Annotated in this window: 20 protein-coding genes; 1 reads left to right on the top strand and 19 read right to left on the bottom strand. The window is 58.1% G+C overall.

The genetic code is table 11. The features are described 5' to 3' along the window. Positions 1 to 22: 22 nt before the first annotated feature. From smc to ttcA, 19 genes are all read right to left on the bottom strand, one after another. Positions 23 to 3,526, bottom strand: coding sequence for a chromosome segregation protein SMC (gene smc / locus HCU74_RS06005; protein WP_168449507.1), 3,504 nt, complete (start codon positions 3,524 to 3,526; stop codon positions 23 to 25). A gap of 140 nt (positions 3,527 to 3,666) precedes the next feature. Continuing rightward, positions 3,667 to 4,860, bottom strand: a complete 1,194-nt coding sequence (ccmI, locus tag HCU74_RS06000) for a c-type cytochrome biogenesis protein CcmI (protein WP_168449506.1) — start codon at positions 4,858 to 4,860, stop codon at positions 3,667 to 3,669. Positions 4,861 to 4,865: 5 nt separating this feature from the next. Then, positions 4,866 to 5,345 (bottom strand): cytochrome c-type biogenesis protein, encoded by a 480-nt coding sequence (locus tag HCU74_RS05995; RefSeq protein ID WP_168449505.1) that lies wholly within the window; start codon positions 5,343 to 5,345, stop codon positions 4,866 to 4,868. Beyond that, positions 5,342 to 5,905, bottom strand: a complete 564-nt coding sequence (locus tag HCU74_RS05990; RefSeq protein WP_168449504.1) for a DsbE family thiol:disulfide interchange protein — start codon at positions 5,903 to 5,905, stop codon at positions 5,342 to 5,344. The genes HCU74_RS05995 and HCU74_RS05990 overlap by 4 nt, the downstream gene beginning before the upstream one ends. Next, positions 5,892 to 7,880 (bottom strand): heme lyase CcmF/NrfE family subunit, encoded by a 1,989-nt coding sequence (locus HCU74_RS05985; protein WP_168449503.1) that lies wholly within the window; start codon positions 7,878 to 7,880, stop codon positions 5,892 to 5,894. Before HCU74_RS05985 ends, HCU74_RS05990 begins: the two co-directional genes overlap by 14 nt. After that, the gene (gene ccmE / locus HCU74_RS05980) at positions 7,877 to 8,341 is read right to left on the bottom strand and encodes a cytochrome c maturation protein CcmE (RefSeq protein WP_168450037.1); all 465 of its coding nucleotides are present in this window, start codon (positions 8,339 to 8,341) and stop codon (positions 7,877 to 7,879) included. Before ccmE ends, HCU74_RS05985 begins: the two co-directional genes overlap by 4 nt. Before the next feature lie 25 nt (positions 8,342 to 8,366). Next, on the bottom strand, positions 8,367 to 8,558 hold the full coding sequence (ccmD, locus tag HCU74_RS05975) for a heme exporter protein CcmD (protein ID WP_168449502.1): 192 nt from the start codon (positions 8,556 to 8,558) through the stop codon (positions 8,367 to 8,369). Further along, the gene (locus HCU74_RS05970) at positions 8,558 to 9,331 is read right to left on the bottom strand and encodes a heme ABC transporter permease CcmC (RefSeq protein WP_168449501.1); all 774 of its coding nucleotides are present in this window, start codon (positions 9,329 to 9,331) and stop codon (positions 8,558 to 8,560) included. Before HCU74_RS05970 ends, ccmD begins: the two co-directional genes overlap by 1 nt. Before the next feature lie 78 nt (positions 9,332 to 9,409). Next, entirely contained in the window at positions 9,410 to 10,096 is a 687-nt protein-coding gene (gene ccmB, locus HCU74_RS05965; RefSeq protein ID WP_428480334.1) for a heme exporter protein CcmB, read from the bottom strand. Beyond that, entirely contained in the window at positions 10,093 to 10,725 is a 633-nt protein-coding gene (gene ccmA, locus HCU74_RS05960) for a cytochrome c biogenesis heme-transporting ATPase CcmA (protein WP_168449500.1), read from the bottom strand. Before ccmA ends, ccmB begins: the two co-directional genes overlap by 4 nt. A gap of 185 nt (positions 10,726 to 10,910) precedes the next feature. Next, a complete protein-coding gene (locus tag HCU74_RS05955; RefSeq protein ID WP_168449499.1) occupies positions 10,911 to 11,714 on the bottom strand; it encodes an Hpt domain-containing protein in 804 nt (267 codons plus the stop codon). Between the two features lie 199 nt (positions 11,715 to 11,913). Beyond that, positions 11,914 to 12,288: a response regulator gene (locus HCU74_RS05950; protein WP_168450035.1), complete on the bottom strand. Its 375-nt coding sequence runs from the start codon at positions 12,286 to 12,288 to the stop codon at positions 11,914 to 11,916. A gap of 103 nt (positions 12,289 to 12,391) precedes the next feature. Beyond that, positions 12,392 to 13,234 (bottom strand): MinD/ParA family protein, encoded by an 843-nt coding sequence (locus HCU74_RS05945; RefSeq protein ID WP_345889658.1) that lies wholly within the window; start codon positions 13,232 to 13,234, stop codon positions 12,392 to 12,394. Then, positions 13,231 to 13,776 (bottom strand): hypothetical protein, encoded by a 546-nt coding sequence (locus tag HCU74_RS05940; protein ID WP_168449497.1) that lies wholly within the window; start codon positions 13,774 to 13,776, stop codon positions 13,231 to 13,233. The genes HCU74_RS05945 and HCU74_RS05940 overlap by 4 nt, the downstream gene beginning before the upstream one ends. Positions 13,777 to 13,804: 28 nt before the next feature. Further along, positions 13,805 to 14,191 carry a flagellar motor switch protein FliN gene (fliN, locus tag HCU74_RS05935; RefSeq protein ID WP_168449496.1) on the bottom strand — a complete coding sequence of 129 codons (387 nt, stop codon included), beginning with the start codon at positions 14,189 to 14,191 and terminating at the stop codon, positions 13,805 to 13,807. A gap of 21 nt (positions 14,192 to 14,212) precedes the next feature. Continuing rightward, positions 14,213 to 15,175, bottom strand: coding sequence for a flagellar motor switch protein FliM (fliM, locus tag HCU74_RS05930; protein ID WP_168449495.1), 963 nt, complete (start codon positions 15,173 to 15,175; stop codon positions 14,213 to 14,215). A gap of 149 nt (positions 15,176 to 15,324) precedes the next feature. Continuing rightward, positions 15,325 to 15,702: an Hpt domain-containing protein gene (locus HCU74_RS05925; RefSeq protein ID WP_168449494.1), complete on the bottom strand. Its 378-nt coding sequence runs from the start codon at positions 15,700 to 15,702 to the stop codon at positions 15,325 to 15,327. 142 nt (positions 15,703 to 15,844) lie between these two features. After that, the gene (locus tag HCU74_RS05920) at positions 15,845 to 17,176 is read right to left on the bottom strand and encodes a FliG C-terminal domain-containing protein (RefSeq protein WP_168449493.1); all 1,332 of its coding nucleotides are present in this window, start codon (positions 17,174 to 17,176) and stop codon (positions 15,845 to 15,847) included. A 223-nt stretch (positions 17,177 to 17,399) separates the two neighbouring features. Further along, entirely contained in the window at positions 17,400 to 18,290 is an 891-nt protein-coding gene (gene ttcA, locus HCU74_RS05915) for a tRNA 2-thiocytidine(32) synthetase TtcA (protein ID WP_168450034.1), read from the bottom strand. A gap of 311 nt (positions 18,291 to 18,601) precedes the next feature. Here ttcA and HCU74_RS05910 point away from each other — a divergent pair, with 311 nt between their 5' ends. Further along, entirely contained in the window at positions 18,602 to 19,582 is a 981-nt protein-coding gene (locus HCU74_RS05910) for a malate dehydrogenase (protein WP_168449492.1), read from the top strand. Positions 19,583 to 19,644 lie beyond the last annotated feature (62 nt).

Below are 19,644 nucleotides of genomic sequence, written 5' to 3'. Positions count from 1 at the left end.
CGCTACGCCGGTCTATCAGGCCCTAGGAAGCGATCATCTCCGTCGCTTTTTCCAGATCCACCGATACCAAGCGCGACACCCCCGGCTCGTGCATGGTGACCCCCATCAACTGGTCCGCCATCTCCATCGCGATTTTGTTGTGGCTGATGTAGATAAACTGCACGTCGCTGGACATTTCCTTCACCAGACGAGAATAGCGGCCTACATTGGCGTCATCCAGCGGCGCATCCACCTCGTCGAGCATACAAAATGGCGCGGGGTTCAGCTGGAAGATGGAAAAGACCAATGCAATAGCGGTGAGGGCTTTTTCTCCACCGGACAACAGATGGATCGTCGCATTTCGCTTACCCGGTGGGCGCGCCATAATCGAGATACCGGTATTCAACAGGTCGTCACCGGTCATCTCAAGGTAGGCACTGCCGCCACCGAACACCTTGGGAAACAGGGTTTGCAAACCGCTATTCACCTTGTCGAAGGTCTCCTTGAAGCGATTGCGGGTCTCCTTGTCGATTCGGCGTATGGCCGCTTCCAGAGTTTCCAGCGCTTCGACCAGATCGTCGTTCTGTGAGTCGAGGTAATTCTTTCGTTCAGACTGTTGCTTGTATTCCTCGATGGCCGCCAGATTGATCGGCCCGAGTCGGGCAATTCGCCGCCCGACGCCTTCCAGCTGCTCCTGCCATTCGGCTTCGTTGGCTTCCGCAGGCAGGCTTTCCAGCACGGCGTTCAAATCAAACTGGGCTTCGTGCAACTGGTCTTGCAAGCCCTTGCGCCGCACCTGCAAGCCCTGACTTTCTACCCGCGCACCCTCCAGCTTCGACGCAATCGCGTGCAGCCCCTGTTCGATCGTGTGACGACGTTGTTCGTGGGCGCGCAATTGCTGATCCACTTCTTCCAGCGCTCGCCGCGCCTCACTCAATTCCTCTTCCACCCGCAGACGCTGCTCCAAACGCGCCTCTAGCTCCATTTGCAATTCTTCTACCGGCGAGTCGCTGTCATCCATCGACTCCACCAGTTGCTCCTTGCGCTCACGCAGCTGCTCCAACTGCTCCTCGGTGCGGGCAATATTCTGCAGCGCCGCGTCTCGCTGGGTTTGCAAGGACTGCAGGCGCATTGCCAGCTGGTGAGCGTGGTCCTTGCTCTGCCGCGCTTTTTGTCGCGCTGCATCCAATGCCGCGCGGTTATTGTCGCGCTGGCTGAGCAGCTGTTCCCGCTTGCCGGTATCCTGCTCCATGGCATCGATGGCCTCTTGCAGGGTCATTCTCGCCTCGGCCAGCGCCTCCTGCTCGACCTCAAATTGTTCGCTAAGGTCCTGAATATCGGCATCAAGCCGCTGGCGACGCACACCGATTTGTTCAATTCGCGCTTGCTGGGCACTGAGCTGCGCGCGCAATTCACTTTGCTGACGACCGTGACTTTGCAGATCCCGCTGCAAGGTATCCCGCTCCGCTTCTTGCTGTTTCAAGGTTTCCCGGCGCTGCTCGAGTTCTCGTTCAAGGCTGTCGACCCGGGCTTCACCCTGCTCGATACTGAGTTTCAGCTCCGCCAATTCTTCCTGGCGTTGCAGGATACCGCTTTGCGGATTGTCGCCCTGGCTAACTCGAAGCCAGTGCTGACCCAGCCACAGGCCGTCAGGAGTGACCACTGATTCGCCCTCGGCTAGCCCACTGCGCATGGCCAGGGCAGCGGGTAAATCTTCCGCCAGACGAACACGACTCATCAGTGTGGTCAGCGGACCACCGCCCTGAACCTTGTCGGCAAGGGTCGAGCCACTCGCCGAGCCCGGGCTGCCAGTCGCGTCCTCTACAAAACCGAGCTGCCCCTCGTCCAGCTCGGCGAGGATTCCCGACAGGCTGTCGAGGGAATCTACCCGGATTGCCTGAAGCTGGTCGCCGAGCACGGTTTCCACCGCCCGCTGCCATTTCTCATCAACCTGAAGCCCCTCCGCCAGCCTCGCTGCATCAGCCAGGCCATGCTTGTCGAGCCAGGCGCCAAGGGTCTTGTCGCCCTGACCAAGGGCCGCCTGCTGCAGGGCCTCAAGGGAGGCCATACGCCCCCGCCAGCGCTGCATATCGCTGCGCTGGCGGTCGAGTTCGTCACTGGCCGCGCGAATAGCATCGCGGCTTTCTGCTATCGCTGGCAGCAGAGCCTCTTGTCGCTCCTGGAGTGCTTCGCCTTCCAGCTCCAGCTCCGCGGCCTGCTGTCGCAGTAATTCGATGTCCTCATCAACATCCTGTGCAGGCAGGCCGCTCCTTTCCGCTTGCGCCTTTTGCATACGCTCCTGCAAGCGCTGCATACTCAGCTCGAGATGCTGAATCCGCGACTGCTCAACCTCGGCCCGCTGGCGTGGCCCCGCGGCCGAATGGTTGAATTCGTCCCAGGCCTGCTGCCAATTTTGCATCGCCTCTTCGGCAGTAATCAGCGCCTCGCCCGCCAGCTCCTCTTCTTCCTGGGAAATTTCCAGCTCTGGCTCGATGCCGCTGATCTCGTCCTGCCACAGATCGATTTTTTCCCGGTCGCCGGACAGCAAACGGGTGGTTTCCTGAATATTGACCTCCAGCCGCTGCAGATCGCTGTCCAACTGACGGCGGCGCTCGCTATGATGCTGTATCGCCTGTTCCGCCCGGGCAATATCTGCACCCACGCTGTAAAACCGCCCTTGCACTTCGTTAAAGGTGTCGTTGAGCTGGCTGTGCTGATCCCGCGCGACTTCGATACCGGTGCCCACTGACACCTGCTCGGTTACAATCGCCTCGCGTTCAAGTTCCAGCTCGCGTATCCGCGCTTCTTTCTCGCTTACTTTTCCGTCCAGCTCCTTCCACTGCAATACCTGCAGCTGAGCCTTGAGCAGCCGCTCTTCCTTTTTAAATTCGGTGTATTTCTCTGCCGAGGCGGCCTGGCGCTGGAGGTGCTGCAGCTGTCGCTCCAGCTCGTCGCGCAGGTCTGTCAGCCGCTCGAGGTTTTCCTGGGTGCGCCGCATACGATTTTCGGTTTCCCGACGGCGCTCCTTGTACTTGGAGATACCCGCCGCTTCCTCGATAAACACCCGCAATTCTTCGGGTTTCGACTCAATTAACCGGGAGATCATGCCCTGTTCGATAATCGCGTAGCTGCGCGGGCCGAGACCGGTGCCCAAAAAGATATCGGTAATATCCCGACGGCGGCACTTGGTGCCATTGAGGAAGTATTCCGATGTACCCTCGCGGGTGACCTTGCGGCGAATGGCAATTTCCGCGTAGCGGGCATATTCGCCGCCGAGTTTGCCCGCCGAGTTGTCGAAAACCAACTCAATCGACGCCTGCCCGACTGGCTTGCGATTGACCGAACCGTTGAAGATGACATCGGTCATGGACTCGCCACGAAGGTTTTTCGCCGAACTTTCCCCCATTACCCAGCGCACAGCATCGATGATGTTGGATTTTCCACAGCCGTTTGGGCCGAGCACTGCCGACAAATTGGTGGGGAAATGAGCCGTGGTCGGATCGACGAAGGATTTGAAACCCGCCAATTTTATACTTTTCAAACGCATACGAAGATAACCAAGCCTGTCTGGATGGGCGAAGACAGCAGCCGCCGACGCCACGGCGGTTCGCACAAAAGCGCGATTATAGCGGTAGATGCCGCCGATGACAGCTGATTACGCGCGATACCGGCAATGGGATACCGACATCACAACTGTCGGTCAATGCTCAGCTGTGCAGCGGCCTTGTCGGCAGTATTAACGGTCACTGGTGTCGACACCCAGTCGCCCGCACGCCGAATTGCCGTACCGGACATACTCAGATGCGCGGCGAGTGACAGTGCTTCGAAGTCCTTCAGCGTCTGCCCCTGGCGAATCACATCGCCGTCGGTAAGGTGTACCGTCGACGGTGGCGACTCACCCGCCGCCAGCGGAATCCGCAGCGCCGCCACCGGCATCGGATTGCCGTCGTTGCTTTTGGCAACGACAAACAATACCGAGGCGGGGACAGACCCCAGCGACGTGTCGATATTCAGGTCAACGCTAATTCCCTCCAGCGTCCCCGCCGCGATGGCCTTCTCTTTGGCTGCGGCAACGCCGGAGGCAATCACCCTGGCTTCGGAAGAATTGGCGGGCAGTTGCGGCAACAGACGCTGCCAATAATTCAGTGCGCTGGCGAAATCACCACGGCCAAAGGCGTCAATACCCAGCACGCCCAACGCGGTGCCTTGATCGGGGTTGATGGCCAGCGCCTGGCTCAGCAATTCCGCCGATTCCTTATCAAGCTGCCGGTTCTGGGCCAAATAACGGGCCTGAGCCAGCTGGGCGAGCACGTCGGCATCTTTGGGATACAGGCGCTGCAACTCGCGGTAGTAGGGCACTGCCTCGACGTAATTACCCTGCTGGCGGCGAATCCCCGCCATCATAATCAACAACTGGGCATTGTCGGGACGGCGCTCGAGAATCTCGGTCACCAGATTTTCAAACTCTGCCAGATCTTCCCGAGTGGGCTCGGCCTTGGTGATCAGCGCCTTTTGCATATCACGCAGTGCCAGGTCCCGCTGGTAACCGAGATAGTCATAGAGCAACCAGGCCAGCACCGGCACCAGTACCAGGGTCGCGATAATAGGGCCGCGGGCAGCGCGTTCGGCGGCACTGCTGGTATCACTGTTCTCCGCCAGCAATTGCAAATCCAGCTCCCCGCGCAACTCGTCGAATTGCTCTGCGGTGATTGTGGCGGCATCCCGCTCGGCCTGCAGCTCCGCCACCCGCTGTTGATAAAATGTTCGCTGAGCGCCGCGGCGCAGCTGGGTGTCGTTGTGCTGCGGAGGCTGACGCAGGGCCAGCGCGCAAAAGCCTATAGCCAGCAGCGACAATGCGCCTATACCAAAATAAATTTCCACTGCGTCTACCGCCCCTCGCCGTTGGCTGATTTATCGTCTTCGAGCAGGGACTCCAGCCTCGCCCGCTGGGCGTCGTCCAGGGTTGTCGGCGCCGGCTGGCTAACATTGCGTCTCACCGACATCGTCAGCCACACCCCCACGCCAATACCCAGAAGCACCAGCGGTGTCAGCCACAGGGCCAGAGATGCGCCGCTAAAACGGGGTTTATAAAGGATAAAGTCACCGTAGCGATCCACCATATATTGGGTAATTTCCATATCGGACTTGCCATCCATAATCATGCTGTGGACCTGACGACGCAGATCAACAGCAATGGCGGAGTCCGACCCGGACAGATTCTGGTTCTGACATTTCGGACAACGCAACTCCTCAACAAAGGCGTTGTAGCGCTGTCGCTGTAAATCCGTGTCGAATTCGTAGGTTTCGATCACCCCATAAGCGCTGACACTCAACAGGGTAACAACAAGCAGCCAGAGCAGTCTCATTGGCTGTCACCTCCCTCGACAGTTCCTTGCAGCGCCGCGATGCGCGGCGCAAAGACCTTGTCCCAGATTTGCCGGTCCAGCGCACCCTGGTAGCGGAAGCGCACGATGCCCTCGGCATCGACCAGATAGGTTTCCGGGGCACCGGTAACACCCAGGTCCAGCCCGAAGGTACCCACCTTATCGAACAGGGTCGCGAAATAGGGGTCGCCCTTTTCGTCCAGCCAGCGTTGGGCGGGAACGAGTTTGTCCTTGTAATCGACGCCGAGAATCGCCACGCCCTCCTCCTTCAGTTCAACCAGAAAGGGGTGTTCAAAATGGCAGCTCGGGCACCATGTTGCCCAAACATTCACCAGAAACCAGGTGTCGGGTAACTCGGCATTGCTCAACTGCCCACCGTCGAGGGTCGGCAATGAGAAAGACGGCAGCGGGCGATCAACCAGCGCAGATGGCAGAGCCATGGGATCGTAGTCGCCCGTCTGCACCCGCCGCTCCACGCCAAAGAATATCGCCGCCATAATGACGAATATAATCAGCGGTAAAAACAACTTAAGTCTTTGCATAGCTCTCCCCTTTGGGCAGCTCGCTCCGCGACCGCCCTGCACTGCTGCGGTAGCGTTTGTCACCAATCGCCAGCAATCCACCCAGTGCCATTAATACGCCGCCCAACCAGATCCAGCGCACAAAGGGCTTTACGTGAATACGCACCGCCCAGGCATCCTCACCAACCGGCTCACCGAGGGCAATATAGATATCGCGGAACAGTCCGGCGTCGATCGCCGCCTCGGTCATCACCTGGCTGGCACGGGCATGATAACGGCGCTTTTCCGGGTGGAGGTCACGCAGATACTCGCCGTTTTTATACAGGCTGAAATTGCCCCGCTGGCCTTGATAATTTGCCCCGGTGATCGCCTCTATGCCATCAAAGCGAACTTCGTAGGAAAACGCGCTTTCAGCGCGCTCGCCCACCGTCATGCGCAAATCGCGTTCGTCGTGAAAGCTGCTGATCATCGCCACACCCAATACCGCACAGGCAAAGCCCAGATGGGCCAGCAACATACCGTAATAGGACGGCGTCAGACGCTTCAAGCCCGTTAGCAGCGACGAGGCATTGCGCACCTTGTGGCGCACGCTGACCAGTGAACTGCACACAATCCAGAAAAACAGCAGAGCTCCTAGGGTTGCACCAAGGTAAAACTCACCGCCGAACAGGGTGGGCAGAATAAGCGAAAGAATAAACGACGCAATGGCGGCGACCACCATCGCCCGCAGCCAGCTCGTCGTACTGCTGCGCTTCCATTGGGTGCTTGGCCCAATGCCAATCAATACCGCTAACACACAGCAAATTGGCACGAACACAGCATTGAAGTAGGGAGGGCCGACGGAGTATTTACCCAGGCCCGCAAAGTCCATCACCAGCGGAAACAGGGTGCCCAGCAATACCGTCATCGCTGCGACAATCAGCAGGATGTTATTGGCCAGCAACAGCGCCTCCCGCGACAGCAAGCCAAATCCATGACTACGGGCTTGAGCAGGTGCTTTCAAGGCGTAAAGGGTCAGTGAGCCGCCCACCACAATAAACAGGAAGCCGAGAATAAACATGCCCCGGGTCGGGTCGGCGGCAAAGGCGTGTACCGAGGTCAACACCCCCGAACGTACCAAAAAGGTTCCCAGCAGGCTCAGTGAAAAGGCAAAAATCGCCAACAGCAGTGTCCAGCTTTTGAATGCCCCGCGTTTTTCGGTGACGGCGAGCGAATGGATCAGTGCGGTGCCCACCAACCACGGCAGGAAGGACGCGTTTTCTACCGGGTCCCAGAACCACCAACCACCCCAACCCAGCTCATAGTAGGCCCACCAGCTACCAAGGGTGATGCCCACGGTAAGAAACAGCCAGGCGACGTTGGTCCAGGGCCGTGACCAGCGCGCCCAGCTGGCGTCCATGCGGCCACTTAACAGCGCGGCAATGGCAAAGGCAAAGGCCACGGAAAACCCGACATAGCCGACATAGAGCATCGGCGGATGAATCACCATTCCCGGGTCTTGCAGCAGTGGATTCAAATCCTGACCATCGGCGGGAATATTGTGCAGATGTCGCGCAAAAGGGTTGGAAGTGAACAGCGAAAAGCTGAAAAAGCCCACCGCAATCATGCCCATTACCGACAGCACCCGGGCGAGGATGTCCCGGGGTAATTGCCGGGAGAATATCGCCACCGCCAATGTCCACAGGCACAGAATCTCCAGCCAAAGCAGCAGCGAGCCCTCGTGACCGCCCCACAGTGCGCTGAATTTATAGGGAGTGGGCAAACGGGTATTGGACTGGGCGGCAACGATATCTACCGAGAAATCGTCGCTGAGAAAGGCGTAGAGCAACGCCGCCGTTGCGAGGGTAACAAACAGGCACTGCGCCACCGCCAGCGGGCCACCGGCATTCATACAGCGCACGTCGCCGCGCACGACGCCATACATCGGCAGCACCGCCAGTGCGAGGGAAAAACACAGGCCGAGAATTAACGCAAAATGCCCCAGTTCAACTATCACAAGCCTGTGCTCTCCTGTCCGGAATAGGGGGCCGATTTACCCGATTTTTCCAGGGCGTCGCTGACCTCGGGGGGCATATAGTTTTCATCGTGTTTAGCCAGCACATCATCGGCGTAAAATACGCCATCGGCGGCAAGCTGCCCCGTCACCACCACACCTTCGCCCTCGGCAAAGAGATCCGGAAGAATCCCCTCGTACTGCACCGGTACGCTGGCGCTGTAGTCGGTGACGACGAAGCGCACCTTAAGGCTGTCGGTCGCACGCTGAACACTGCCCTCTGCCACCATGCCGCCCGCGCGAATTTTGCGGTCCAGGGGCGCCTTGCCCGCTGCGATATCCGCAGGGGGGTAAAACAGGTTGATGTTTTCCCTCAGGGCATAGCCCAGAAAGGCCGCTGCCGCGGCGGCGGCCAATAAAATAAACACGACGATGGCGAGTCGCTGCTTGCGCAGGGGGTGCATTGCCATTATTACCTCTATCCAATTATCACTGGGGTGAACGCTGCTCTGCGCGGCGGCGACGGGCAGCCGACGCCAGTAGTTGGCGCGCGGTTCTATTCCGACGCCGCGCCTGGACAATCAGCCCGACCAGTACCGCGAAGGTCAGCGCAAAACAAAACCAGACATAGCTGCCGTGGCCATCCATGTACAGCAGCGCTTCAACACTTTCAAAATACATTACGCACCCCTTTCTGCTGAATCGGCGGGGCGATCAGTCAACAACATATCCTGTAACCAACGGGTGTTGCGCTCGCGATCGATAATTTCAGCTCGGGTATACAGCAGCACCAGCCAACCAAACAACAAATACATGCCGGACAGCGTAGCCATTAAGGGCCGCAGCATCGTCGGGTGAATGGTCGACTCACCAATAAACTTTATGCTGGCGGGTTGATGCAAGCTGTACCACCACTCCACCGACCAATAGATGATGGGGATATTCACTGCGCCGACGATCGCCAGCACGGCGCAGGCCTTGGCGGCGGCCTCACGATTTTCAAAGGCCTGGTGCAGGGCGATAATCCCCAAATAGAGAAAGAACAGGATCAACACCGAAGTAATGCGCGCATCCCACACCCACCAGGTTCCCCAGGTGGGCTTACCCCACACGGCACCGGTGACCAGCGACAAAAAGGTGAGTGAGGCACCTATCGGCGCGACCACCTTCATCACCATGGCCGCCAGCTTCATTCGCCAGATCAGGTGTACCGCCGCGGCGGTCGCCATAAACATATAGGCCCCCATCGCTACGGCGGCGGCGGGAACATGCACATAAATAATACGGAAGCTGTTGCCCTGTTTGAAATCGGGGGGCACAAACAACAGCCCCCACACACAGCCGCCGATAAACAGCAACAGGCCGGGCACCGCCAGCCACGGCAACAGCCGTCCGCTGAATTGGTAAAACCAGCGCGGAGAACCCCATTTATGAAACCAAGCCCAATTTGCCACTCTATTGTCCTATATCACCACATTCGGGAACACTCGTTCCATTCGAACCAGACTACCTGCCCACATTATTGCTCGACATTATTGGTCTACACTGATCCGCAGTGCCCCGGCCACCGCCAATGGCGCCAGGGCGACGGCGAGCATAAACAAGGCCCCCAGTAACGCCAGCGTAGGTAAATACACCACGCCGTCGATGGCCGATTTGACCGCCGCACTGCCAAAGATGAGTACGGGAATATACAGGGGCAGCACGATCAGCGACAGCAACAGCCCCCCCTTGCGCAAGCCCACCGTCAACGCCGCGCCAATGGCACCAATGAAACTCAAAATAGCGCTACCAATCAGCAAGCTGACGACCAGCACCGGAACCCCTGACATTGGCATTTGCAAGATGACGGCCAACAGGGGCGACATCAGGCACAACGGCAGACCACTGGTCAGCCAGTGGGCCAGAATTTTCGCCAGTACCAAAGGATACATTGGCATCGGGCTAAGCAGCATCTGCTCCAGAGTCCCGTCATCGTAGTCGCTGCGAAACAGGCTGTCGGTGGCCATCATCGACGCCAACAGCGCCACTACCCAGAGAATGCCTGGTGCCAATAGCGCCAGCTGTCTGGCATCCGGCCCGATGCCAAGGGGAAACAGGGTACAGACAATGGCGAAAAACAATAAGGGGTTGGCCCATTCGCTGCCACTGCGCAGGGCGCTGCGCAGATCCCGGCGTAGAATCGCAACAAACACCGCGGACACGCCCATACGCTTCATGATATGCCACCGCCGAGGTCAACCCGAATCACCGGACGATCAATCGCCAGTGGGTGGTGGGTCGTCAACATCACCATACCGCCACCCTCGGCAAATTCGGCAATCCAGTGTTCAATTTCGGCGACACCGGCCAGATCGATAGCGGTAAAGGGTTCATCCAACAACCAGAAACAGGCGTCGATGCAAAATAGTCTGGCCAGGTTCACCCGCCTTTGCTGCCCCGCAGACAGGGTATAGCAAGCCTGTTGGCCAAAGCCGCCGAGGCCCACTCTGTCCAGGGCAGCGTAAATTTCTCCGTCAGTCACTGCCTGTCCACGCATCGCGCAGGACCAACGCAGGTTTTCCACGGCGGTCAACTGGGGTTTGATGCCGCTGCCATGGCTGAAATACAGCATACGCTGGCGATAATCCACCCACTGGTGGCGCAGGGGTTGACCACACCAGTCAATATCGCCCTCATAGCGGGACGACAGCCCCGCGAGAATACGCAACAAACTGGTCTTGCCACTGCCATTGGGCCCTGCAAGCTGGAGTATTTCACCCGGGCGCAGATTGATAGACAAGTCGGCAAACAGCACACGCTCGTCGCGTTCACTGTACAAATGCCGAATTTCCAACGCCGTAGCCAACCGCACCTCTCCGTTCAAAGCTGCGCACCCGATATCAGTGCGCCTAAAACGCGGCCAAGTATATACGAAATAGCGGCGGCTTCGCTGCCCGCAGCCGCCAGCTTTTGCCCCGATGCGGCGCCGCCAGTGTTAATGGTGTGGTTTGCGGGGAATAAGAACAGAGGACTGCACGTGGTAACTTGGCGTTAGAGGCGGTTCCGCTCGAGCCATTGCTCCATGTCGCGGGTGACCAGATCAAGATAGGCAAGGGATTTATTCAGTTTGTCGCCGCCCTCTTCCCGCTTGAATCCCATCAAACGATTTCTGACCCAGGCCAGCTCACGGATCAGGTCAATGATATGCGGCGCATCAGTGGCCGGCTCCCCGTCACGCTCCCGCACTGCGACGGCATCGTTCACTCGGGCAGCCGACGCCGAGGGTGACGCTGTTTTTGCGGCTATAGATGTGGCGGCATAGCCCGTCAAGAGCTGCTCCAACGCGCCCTTGCCAAAGGTTGCGCCAGCAGGCTTAAGCCTCTGTTCGCTGGGCGGCTGGCTCGGTGAAAAGAAATGGCTGAGCGGATCACAGTCGACCACCGGTGGCCGCGGCGGGGCGACAGACTCTCTCTCCTGGCCGGCGGCACGCAACAAACGCGTCTTCAGCTCTTCCGGTATCGGGCGCACAGTCTGATGTTCAATCAATCTCGACAACATCGCCTCGATGGCGCTGGTTGCGCCAATAATCAAGGACACCAGACTGGGACTCAGAGAAATACGCCGCATACGCAGGCGATCAAGCACCCGCTCGGCGAGCTGCGCGCACTCCGCCAATTCCTCCAGCTGCAACACCGCAGAGCCGCCATACAAGGTATGGAAGCCCCGGTGAATATCATCCAGAATGCGCTGGCCGTCATAGCCATACTGCAACTCTTCCAGCTGCGCAAACAGGCTGTGGACGATGCCCTCAGCCTCGGATAAGAAAATTGCCAGAATGCCTTCGTGTTCGCTCACATCCACTCTCTTTGCCTCGTGAAACTACGGCGATATCCCGCCGCAACAGACACGAATACGGAAAGCCGGAACAGCCACCGGCAATTATCCCAGCCCCATGAGTTGGGCAGTAATGGCTGGGTCACAAAGCGAACAAAATCCGGGGGACAGAGCAGCGAAATTATGCACACGCGCATAAAAACTGAAAAATAAGGAATTTTTAACTATTCAAGCGCTGAAAAATCTGCTTGATCTTGCTTTCCAGCATCGCTGCCGTGAAGGGTTTGACAATATAGGCGCTGACGCCGGCCTTGGCTGCCTCGATAATTTTGTCGCGATTGGCGTCGGAGGTCAGCATCAATACCGGCAAATTCTCAAGCTGATGATCGGCGCGCACCGCCTTCAGCAGCTCCATCCCCGACATTTCCGGCATCACGATATCGGTAATCAGCAAATCAAAGCGCTGGTTATGCAACATGGGCAGGGCCGCCATACCATCTTCGGCCTCACTGACATTGGTATACCCCAAATCGGCGAGCAGGTTGCGAATAATTCGTCGTATCGTCGCAAAATCCTCAACCAGAAGAATGCGCATATCCAGCTTGTCACCGCTCGGGCCGGCACTGTGAAAAGTGGGAAGCTCATCATAGTTGCCAAAGGGGTCTGGCGACGACTCTACCGAGAGTTCCGGCTTGTCCTTACTCATCGACTTGTCGCTCCTTACACTGCGGCGCGGCCGGCACACTAAACAACGATTCGACAAAAAACTCCAGGCTGCCTGTTGCCTTGCCGGACAGAGGCCACGACGCCACCTCCTGTGCGAGCAAACGAATTGCCCGCGACGACGGCGCACTGGGCTCCGACAAAATGACTGGCACCTGTTTTTTCACCGCGCGTGCCAGCGCCGGGTCAAAGGGAATCGCTCCGGCGTACAGCAGGCTGACGTCAAGAAATTGCTCACAGACAACGACAAGTCGCCGAAACAACTCTCGCCCCTCGGCATCGCTGTCAAGCATATTGGTCATTATTCTAAACCGCCGTCGGCCAAAATCGCGATTCAGTAGCTTGATCAACGCGTAAACATCGGTGAACGAAGAAGGCTCGTTCCACAGCACCAATAGTACCTCACGGGCGGCATTGACAAAAGTCAGCACCCCGTCGGAAATCCCCGCGGCAGTATCGACCACCAGTACATCGAGCTGCTCACCGAGGTCGCTGAACGCGCGAATCAGCCCCGCCTGCTCCAGACTGGTAAGCCTGGTCAACGCCCGCGCCCCCGAGGATGCAGGGATAATGCGTATCCCTGCGGGGCCGGTCAGAATAATGTCGCTAAGACTGCACTCACCGCGAAACACATGCTCGATGGTTTTGTCCGCATGTAATCCCAGCAGCACATCGACATTGGCCAGACTGAAATCAGCATCGAGTACGGCGGCACGCTGACCGGATTGGGCTAATGCCACCGCCAGGTTAATCGCGATATTGGTTTTGCCAACGCCCCCCTTCCCCCCGGTGACCGCGACTACCTGAACCGGCTTCACGACGCACCTCGCCGGGGGCGGGTCGGCCCGCGCAGCGTCCATATTCGACTGCAATACTCGGCGAGCTGTTCCGACCCGCAGAGGCCCATCAGTTTCTTAACCAGACGTTCGTCCTCCGGCCTCACATCGACAATCACAATAAACGCTCCTGCCTCGACCTGCGCCATAAAGGGCCGCAACCCCGGATTAACCTTCGTCAAGCCAAGAAAGCCCCCCTCCCAGGCACCAAAAAAAACACAGCACAGCGGCAATGCCACCAGCAGTACTTGTTGAGCAAAACCGTCACCGTTGCCGTAAAGGCCGCCAATCAACAATATCGCCAACACGCTTGATACGCCGCCCCATAAGCCCCCACGCCAGCCGAAGGAAAGCACATCGCTGCGCCGCAACAGCGACATATTGCGCATATTGGCGGCCGCGACATCCGCCGGTCTGTCGCTAACCACCGAGATACGCCAGCCCAGCAAATGGGGCTGGTTGACCATCGCCCCCACTTCTTTAAGAGTTGCGACATCCTCCACCTTGTACACCAGCCGCTTCATATCCACTCCTTGTGTGGGCGCGGGTGACTCAACGCAACGACTGCAAACGCTCGCTTGCGCTGACCACTTCGGTGAGACGAATGCCCAACTTGTCTTCAACCACTACCACTTCGCCACGAGCGATGAGCGCACCGTTTACCAGCACGTCCAGAGGCTCCCCCGCGTGACGCTCCAACTCGACAATCGCACCCTGCTGCAATTGCAGCAAATCCCGTATGGGCATATTGGTGCCACCGACCTCAAGGGTCACCCTTACCGGAATATCCAGCACCATATCGAGGTCCGGAGCGGAGGGGCTGCGGTCTCGCAAGCGCGCCTGCTGCCCGGAGGTTCCGCCAAACAAACTCGCTTCGGCGGACTCTATTTCTTCGCGCAGGGCCTGCCGCTCGCGCCGAAGGTCGTCTGAATTACTCATCTTCTCTCCTGTTGCCTCTACTCAGGCACGCCCGGTGATCACCAGGGTCAAATCGTCGCGGGTGGGGTCGATTCTGGCCCGCAACAGCGGCTGCCCCTCAGTATGAATTTCAACCTGGTCGCTGCGGCCCATAGCGATCACATCGCCGACCTGCAATCCGGCTATTTCGCGCAAACTCATGGTTTTCTCCGCCAAACGGCATCGGGTTGGCAAACAGGTATCCAGCACAGCTCGGCGCATGGCTTCCTCCCATAATGGGTCAGGTGAACGGCGCTCAGCGGCATCACTGCGCGACAGCGCTTCACGCAGAGGCTCCAGCATGGCCAATGGAAAACAGATATGGAACTCACCGCCGCCGCCGCCTTCAGCATCGACCTGAAAGCGGCAGACCACCACGCTGTCTGCGGCACCAACAATATTTGCCATCGACGGATTCACCTCGGTGCCCAGCGGCTGGCATTGCAGCTCAAGCACCGGCCGCCAACTCTCTTCGATGTCGGCGTGAGCACGACTGAGCAATTTGCCCAGCAAGCGCCGTTCTGCCGGGCTGAAATCACGCCCATCGGGCGCGCCCTGGACGGTGGTTCCGCCAAAGAAAATTTCCACCAGCCGGAATACCAGCCTGGCATCGAAGACCATCATCGCCCGCCCTTGCAAGGGCTCCATGCGCATCATATTGAGGCTGGTTGGCAAATATAACGAGTGCAGGTATTCGGCATAAGGCAGAAACTGCAGCTCCAGCAAGCCCACATCAATATCCTGGGTCAACACCTCCGACAGGCTGTAGCGGAAATGCTCTGAAAAGCGCTTGCACAAATGCTCGAGGCCCGGCAGCCGCCGCGATTTCACCTGCCGGCGACTGGCCAGGTCGAATTTCGCGCTCGTCGGAGTCGTCGGCCTTGCCGCTGAGGGCGTCAGCGGCACATCGTCCTGCACCGCCGCCAGCAGCGCATCGACTTCAGCCTGTGACAACAGGTTAGTCATTGCCCCGCCCCGGCATTATCACAACCGCCCTCGCCGGGCCTTCAATACACTTACTCGCCATGGTGAAACTATCCTGATTTTGCGCTGACTACCTGCTGTTACAGCAATAATCACACCAACCGGCCGGCAATGTTTATTATTAGTATCAATTACTTAGAGAACCTCAGGCTGTCATTTTTTTGACAACCCTGCACTGACAACCAGCCATTTATCGCTGACAGCGCCTCGCGCAAGCTGCGCCGCGCATTGGCCAGCTCGGTGTCGACATTGGCCAATGCCGCTTCGCGCCCACACAACTCAATCCCTCGACAATAGCGGGCAAAGCTGTTTGCCCCCATGCCCAGTGCACCGCCCTTCAAGGTGTGGGCCAAGCTGCGCACCGTGTCAGCCTCTCCCCGCGCGGCAGCCGCTTCAATCAGCGACAGACGCTGCAGCGAATCCTTTTCAAAAGCCACTACCAGACCGGCGAGATCCTCGCCCATCACCTGGAGCAACTCCTCCAATACTGAGCCATCAATAGCGTTCATAATTCTTCCCTGTAGAGTCATGCCTGAGCCATATATCGACGCCGAGTAAAAAAACACACCGCGCAGGAACACCACTTAGCATAACCGTTTTTAGCCCTCAGAACAGAAAAACCTCACACTCTCCCGAGCCGATTTTTTCACCTTAGAAAACATCGAGCTTGCGCGCATCCAGCACAACCTCCCCTACCGCCGCCATGCGTTTAGCCACGGTGACAATCTCATTTCTCGCCACTCGAACCTCGGCCTGGGTAACCCGAGTGTCGTCGCTGTCTCGGCCAACCTCCGGACGCAGTGCAACAACCCTCCGCGCGAGGTTTCTCGGTGCGCCGCGCAGGGCAATCCTGACCATTGCGGGATTCAACTGTTTGAGCAACAGATCCAGGTCGGCATCACTGAGCCGTTCGAGTTGTTCGAAACCAAACATCAGGTCTTCCACGCTTTCAGCACTGCCGGGACGCATTCGCCGCAAACCGTTGAGCAGTTCAGCCTCGGTAGCAACATCGAGCTCATTCAGCAAGGACGCTGCAATAGCCTCTCCGGTGAGGGCACGACCCATACCTCGACCCGCGTTATTCAGGTAATCCTCCACCAGCCAATCCAGCTCCTGGAGAGCGGCGGATGACAGGGTTTCCAGCGCTGACATACGGCTCAACAGGTCCAAGCGCCGCTCCTCTGGCAGCGCCAACAGCACGTCACTCGCCTGCTTTGGCGCCAGACTGGCAATCAACACTGCCTGTATTTGCGGGTGCTCTCGATGCAACATCGCTGCAATCACACTTGCATCAAGCCATTTTAATTTGCCGAGCTGCCGGGATTGACCGCTCACCGCCAGTTGGTCGTTAATCAGCCGCGCCTTTTCCGGACCCAGCGCCTGCTCCAGCAGGCCACAAACGTCTTCGGTCACACCGGACTTAATCGCTGAGAAGTGGGTAACGTCGTCGCTGAAGCGCTGCAAAAGCTCAGCCATCTGCGGCGCTGACGGCGCCTCCAGGCCCGCCATAGCCTGGGCGACCCTCTGGATTTCGGTCGGCGATAGCTCCCGCAAAACCCGGGCCGCATCGGCTTTTTCCAGCAGCATCAACACTGCTGCCACTTGATCTTCGGGAGCCAGCTCCAGCTCAATACTTTCTGCCGTCGGCTCCAAAGCCTCGTCCCGCAACCAATGGCTGAGCACTGCCGCCACCCTTACTGGCTCGTCGGCAGCCGCCCGCCGCAGCGCCTTGGACAACAGCGCATAAGCAGAGCTGTTTGCCGTCGGGCCGGGGCGCGATTCAGCGAATCTGGCCGGCGCCGCCTGACCCGCGATAACCGCGAGCAACAGCACTAGCCCTGCGCTGACCAGGGCCACTGCAAGAAGCGGCCAGCTCAACCACAACTGCGCCGACATCGCCAGCAATAGCAGCAGCACAACCGCTAACTGACTAAACAGCAACAATCTGGACGGACCGTAATTCCCACTTTTAAAAAGCGCCATTCACTATTCCCGACAGGGGTACCCACAGGCACCCGCCCGCAGCTGCGACGTCATTTTTTTGACAGCCGCGACAAACACACCATCAATCGTCATTATTTTGACACAAAACCGAACTACCCCACCTACAAGGCGACGAATACGCCTCGACAGTTGGGGGTTATTCTGGCTGTAGCAGGAATCAAGCCAGCGACACGCTGGCGCGCGGAGGAAGTTGCAGACAGGACTAGCGCAGTTCGATAAAGGGTACCGGCGTGACATCCGTCGCGATACCGCCACCCTGAACGCTCTGGCTGGCGTCGAAGGGGTAGGCCGCACGCTCACCGCTGCGGTCTATCTGCAGGTCGGTAAAATTAAACAGCGTGGTGTCAGCCATTTGCGAGGGCGCTATATTCTGCATGGAGGAGAATATTTTCTCGATACGACTACCGTCCTGCTTCTCCCAATCCAACAGCATTTTGCGGATATTCTGCCGCTGCAAATTTTCCTGCGAGCCGCACAGGTTGCAGGGAATAATGGGAAACTCTTTATACGCCGCAAACTTTTCGATATCGGCCTCGCGGCAGTATGCCAAGGGTCGAATAATTACATTGCGCTTGTCGTCCGACAGCAATTTTGGCGGCATGGCAGCCATTCGGGAACCGTAGAACATATTGAGGAACAGCGTCTGTACGATGTCATCCTTGTGGTGACCCAGGGCTATTTTGTTCGCCCCGATATCCTCGGCAAAGCCGTACAGGGTGCCACGGCGCAAACGCGAACACAGCCCGCAGGTCGTTTTCCCTTCAGGCACCTTTTCTTTAACAATGGAGTAGGTGTCCTTGTTGACAATGTAATACTCGATGCCCAACTGGTCGAGGTACTCGGGCAGAATATGCTCCGGAAAACCCGGCTGCTTCTGATCCATATTCACCGCAACCAGCTCAAATTTCACCGGCGCGCTTTTTTGCAGGTTCATCAGAATGTCCAGCATGGCATAGCTGTCCTTGCCGCCGGACAGGCACACCATAACCCGGTCGCCTTCCTCGATCATGCGGTAGTCCTCAATGGCCTGTCCCGTATGGCGACGTAAGCGCTTTTGCAGCTTGTTGAATTCCAGCTTGGAGATTTGCGGCATATCAAGGGTTAAGGACATAGCAGGCCTATCGGGGTCTGGAGCAAAAAATCGAGGCCGCATTATATAGAGTTGCCTAAATATCAGCCACTCAGACACCTAAATTACAAGGAAATCCATCGAAAAACGGCGTCTCGCTGGTATTCCTCAGGCGAGATGACTATCATTACGGCGCCAAAATTAGCTGGCACGAGGTGTAGTCATACACGGCCAGACCCCGGCACGGGTGCATGCCGGACTGTGTAATCCACGTCCGGTCGCACCCGCTCAAAACCGGTTTTAGACCAGATCAATCACCAGAAAGGGACCGCTCCATGAAACAACCAGTTCGAGTCACCGTTACCGGTGCAGCAGGCCAGATCGGCTATGCACTGCTTTTCCGCGTCGCCTCCGGCGCCATGCTGGGCGAAGACCAGCCAGTCATCCTGCAGCTGCTGGACATTACCCCCGCACTGGACGCCCTGCAAGGCGTAAAAATGGAGCTGGAAGATTGCGCATTCCCCCTGCTGGCTGACGTCATTTGCACTGACGACCCCAACGTCGGCTTTAAGGACACTGACTACGCCCTGCTGGTCGGTGCCCGCCCACGCGGCCCCGGCATGGAGCGTAAAGACCTGCTGGAAGCCAACGCGGCAATCTTCTCGGTACAAGGCAAAGCCATTGACGAGAATGCCAGCAAAAACATCAAGGTTTTGGTTGTCGGCAACCCCGCCAACACCAACGCACTGATTACCCAGCGCAACGCGCCGTCAATCAGCCCGCGTAACTTCACGGCCATGACTCGCCTGGACCACAACCGCGCGATGACACAGATTGCCCAGAAAACCGGCAAGACCGTCAATGACGTAACCAATATGACCATCTGGGGCAACCACTCTGCGACCCAGTACCCGGACCTGTTCAACGCCAAGGTTGCCGGCCAGACTGCCGCTGACCTGGTAGATCAGGAATGGCTGGAAAACGACTTTATTCCGACTGTTCAGCAGCGCGGCGCGGCAATTATCAAAGCTCGCGGCGCCTCCTCTGCAGCCTCTGCAGCCAACGCGGCCATCGACCATATGCGCAGCTGGGCTCTGGGCACAGACGGTGACGACTGGGTTTCCATGGGCGTTTACAGCGACGGCAGCTACGGCATTCAGGAAGGCCTGATTTACTCCTTCCCCTGCCGCTGCAAAGACGGCGAGTGGGAAATTGTACAAGGCGTTGAGGTCAACGACTTCAGCCGCGCGAAAATGCAAGCCACCGAGCAGGAACTTGCCGAAGAGCGTGACGGTGTGAAGCACCTGCTGCCCTAAGCAACCCGGTACGATAAGCAAGCCCGCGCTGCTTGCTGAAAAGGCGACCTACGGGTCGCCTT

The sequence above is a fragment of the Spongiibacter thalassae genome, assembly GCF_012272835.1.
GTDB lineage: Bacteria > Pseudomonadota > Gammaproteobacteria > Pseudomonadales > Spongiibacteraceae > Spongiibacter > Spongiibacter thalassae.
Note: the sequence above shows the minus strand (reverse complement) of the source record. Positions and strands in the feature narration are given on the sequence as shown.

Coding starts and splice junctions, on each gene's coding strand:
- HCU74_RS05950 (WP_168450035.1), bottom strand. CDS start 12,288: ATGCGCATTCTTCTGGTTGAGGATTTTGCGACGATACGACGAATTATT.
- HCU74_RS05920 (WP_168449493.1), bottom strand. CDS start 17,176: ATGGCGCTTTTTAAAAGTGGGAATTACGGTCCGTCCAGATTGTTGCTG.
- fliM (WP_168449495.1), bottom strand. CDS start 15,175: ATGACTAACCTGTTGTCACAGGCTGAAGTCGATGCGCTGCTGGCGGCG.
- HCU74_RS05990 (WP_168449504.1), bottom strand. CDS start 5,905: ATGCAAAGACTTAAGTTGTTTTTACCGCTGATTATATTCGTCATTATG.
- HCU74_RS05995 (WP_168449505.1), bottom strand. CDS start 5,345: ATGAGACTGCTCTGGCTGCTTGTTGTTACCCTGTTGAGTGTCAGCGCT.
- ccmB (WP_428480334.1), bottom strand. CDS start 10,096: ATGAAGCGTATGGGCGTGTCCGCGGTGTTTGTTGCGATTCTACGCCGG.
- ccmE (WP_168450037.1), bottom strand. CDS start 8,341: ATGCACCCCCTGCGCAAGCAGCGACTCGCCATCGTCGTGTTTATTTTA.
- HCU74_RS05940 (WP_168449497.1), bottom strand. CDS start 13,776: ATGAAGCGGCTGGTGTACAAGGTGGAGGATGTCGCAACTCTTAAAGAA.
- HCU74_RS05925 (WP_168449494.1), bottom strand. CDS start 15,702: ATGAACGCTATTGATGGCTCAGTATTGGAGGAGTTGCTCCAGGTGATG.
- HCU74_RS05910 (WP_168449492.1), top strand. CDS start 18,602: ATGAAACAACCAGTTCGAGTCACCGTTACCGGTGCAGCAGGCCAGATC.
- ttcA (WP_168450034.1), bottom strand. CDS start 18,290: ATGCCGCAAATCTCCAAGCTGGAATTCAACAAGCTGCAAAAGCGCTTA.
- fliN (WP_168449496.1), bottom strand. CDS start 14,191: ATGAGTAATTCAGACGACCTTCGGCGCGAGCGGCAGGCCCTGCGCGAA.
- smc (WP_168449507.1), bottom strand. CDS start 3,526: ATGCGTTTGAAAAGTATAAAATTGGCGGGTTTCAAATCCTTCGTCGAT.
- ccmD (WP_168449502.1), bottom strand. CDS start 8,558: ATGTATTTTGAAAGTGTTGAAGCGCTGCTGTACATGGATGGCCACGGC.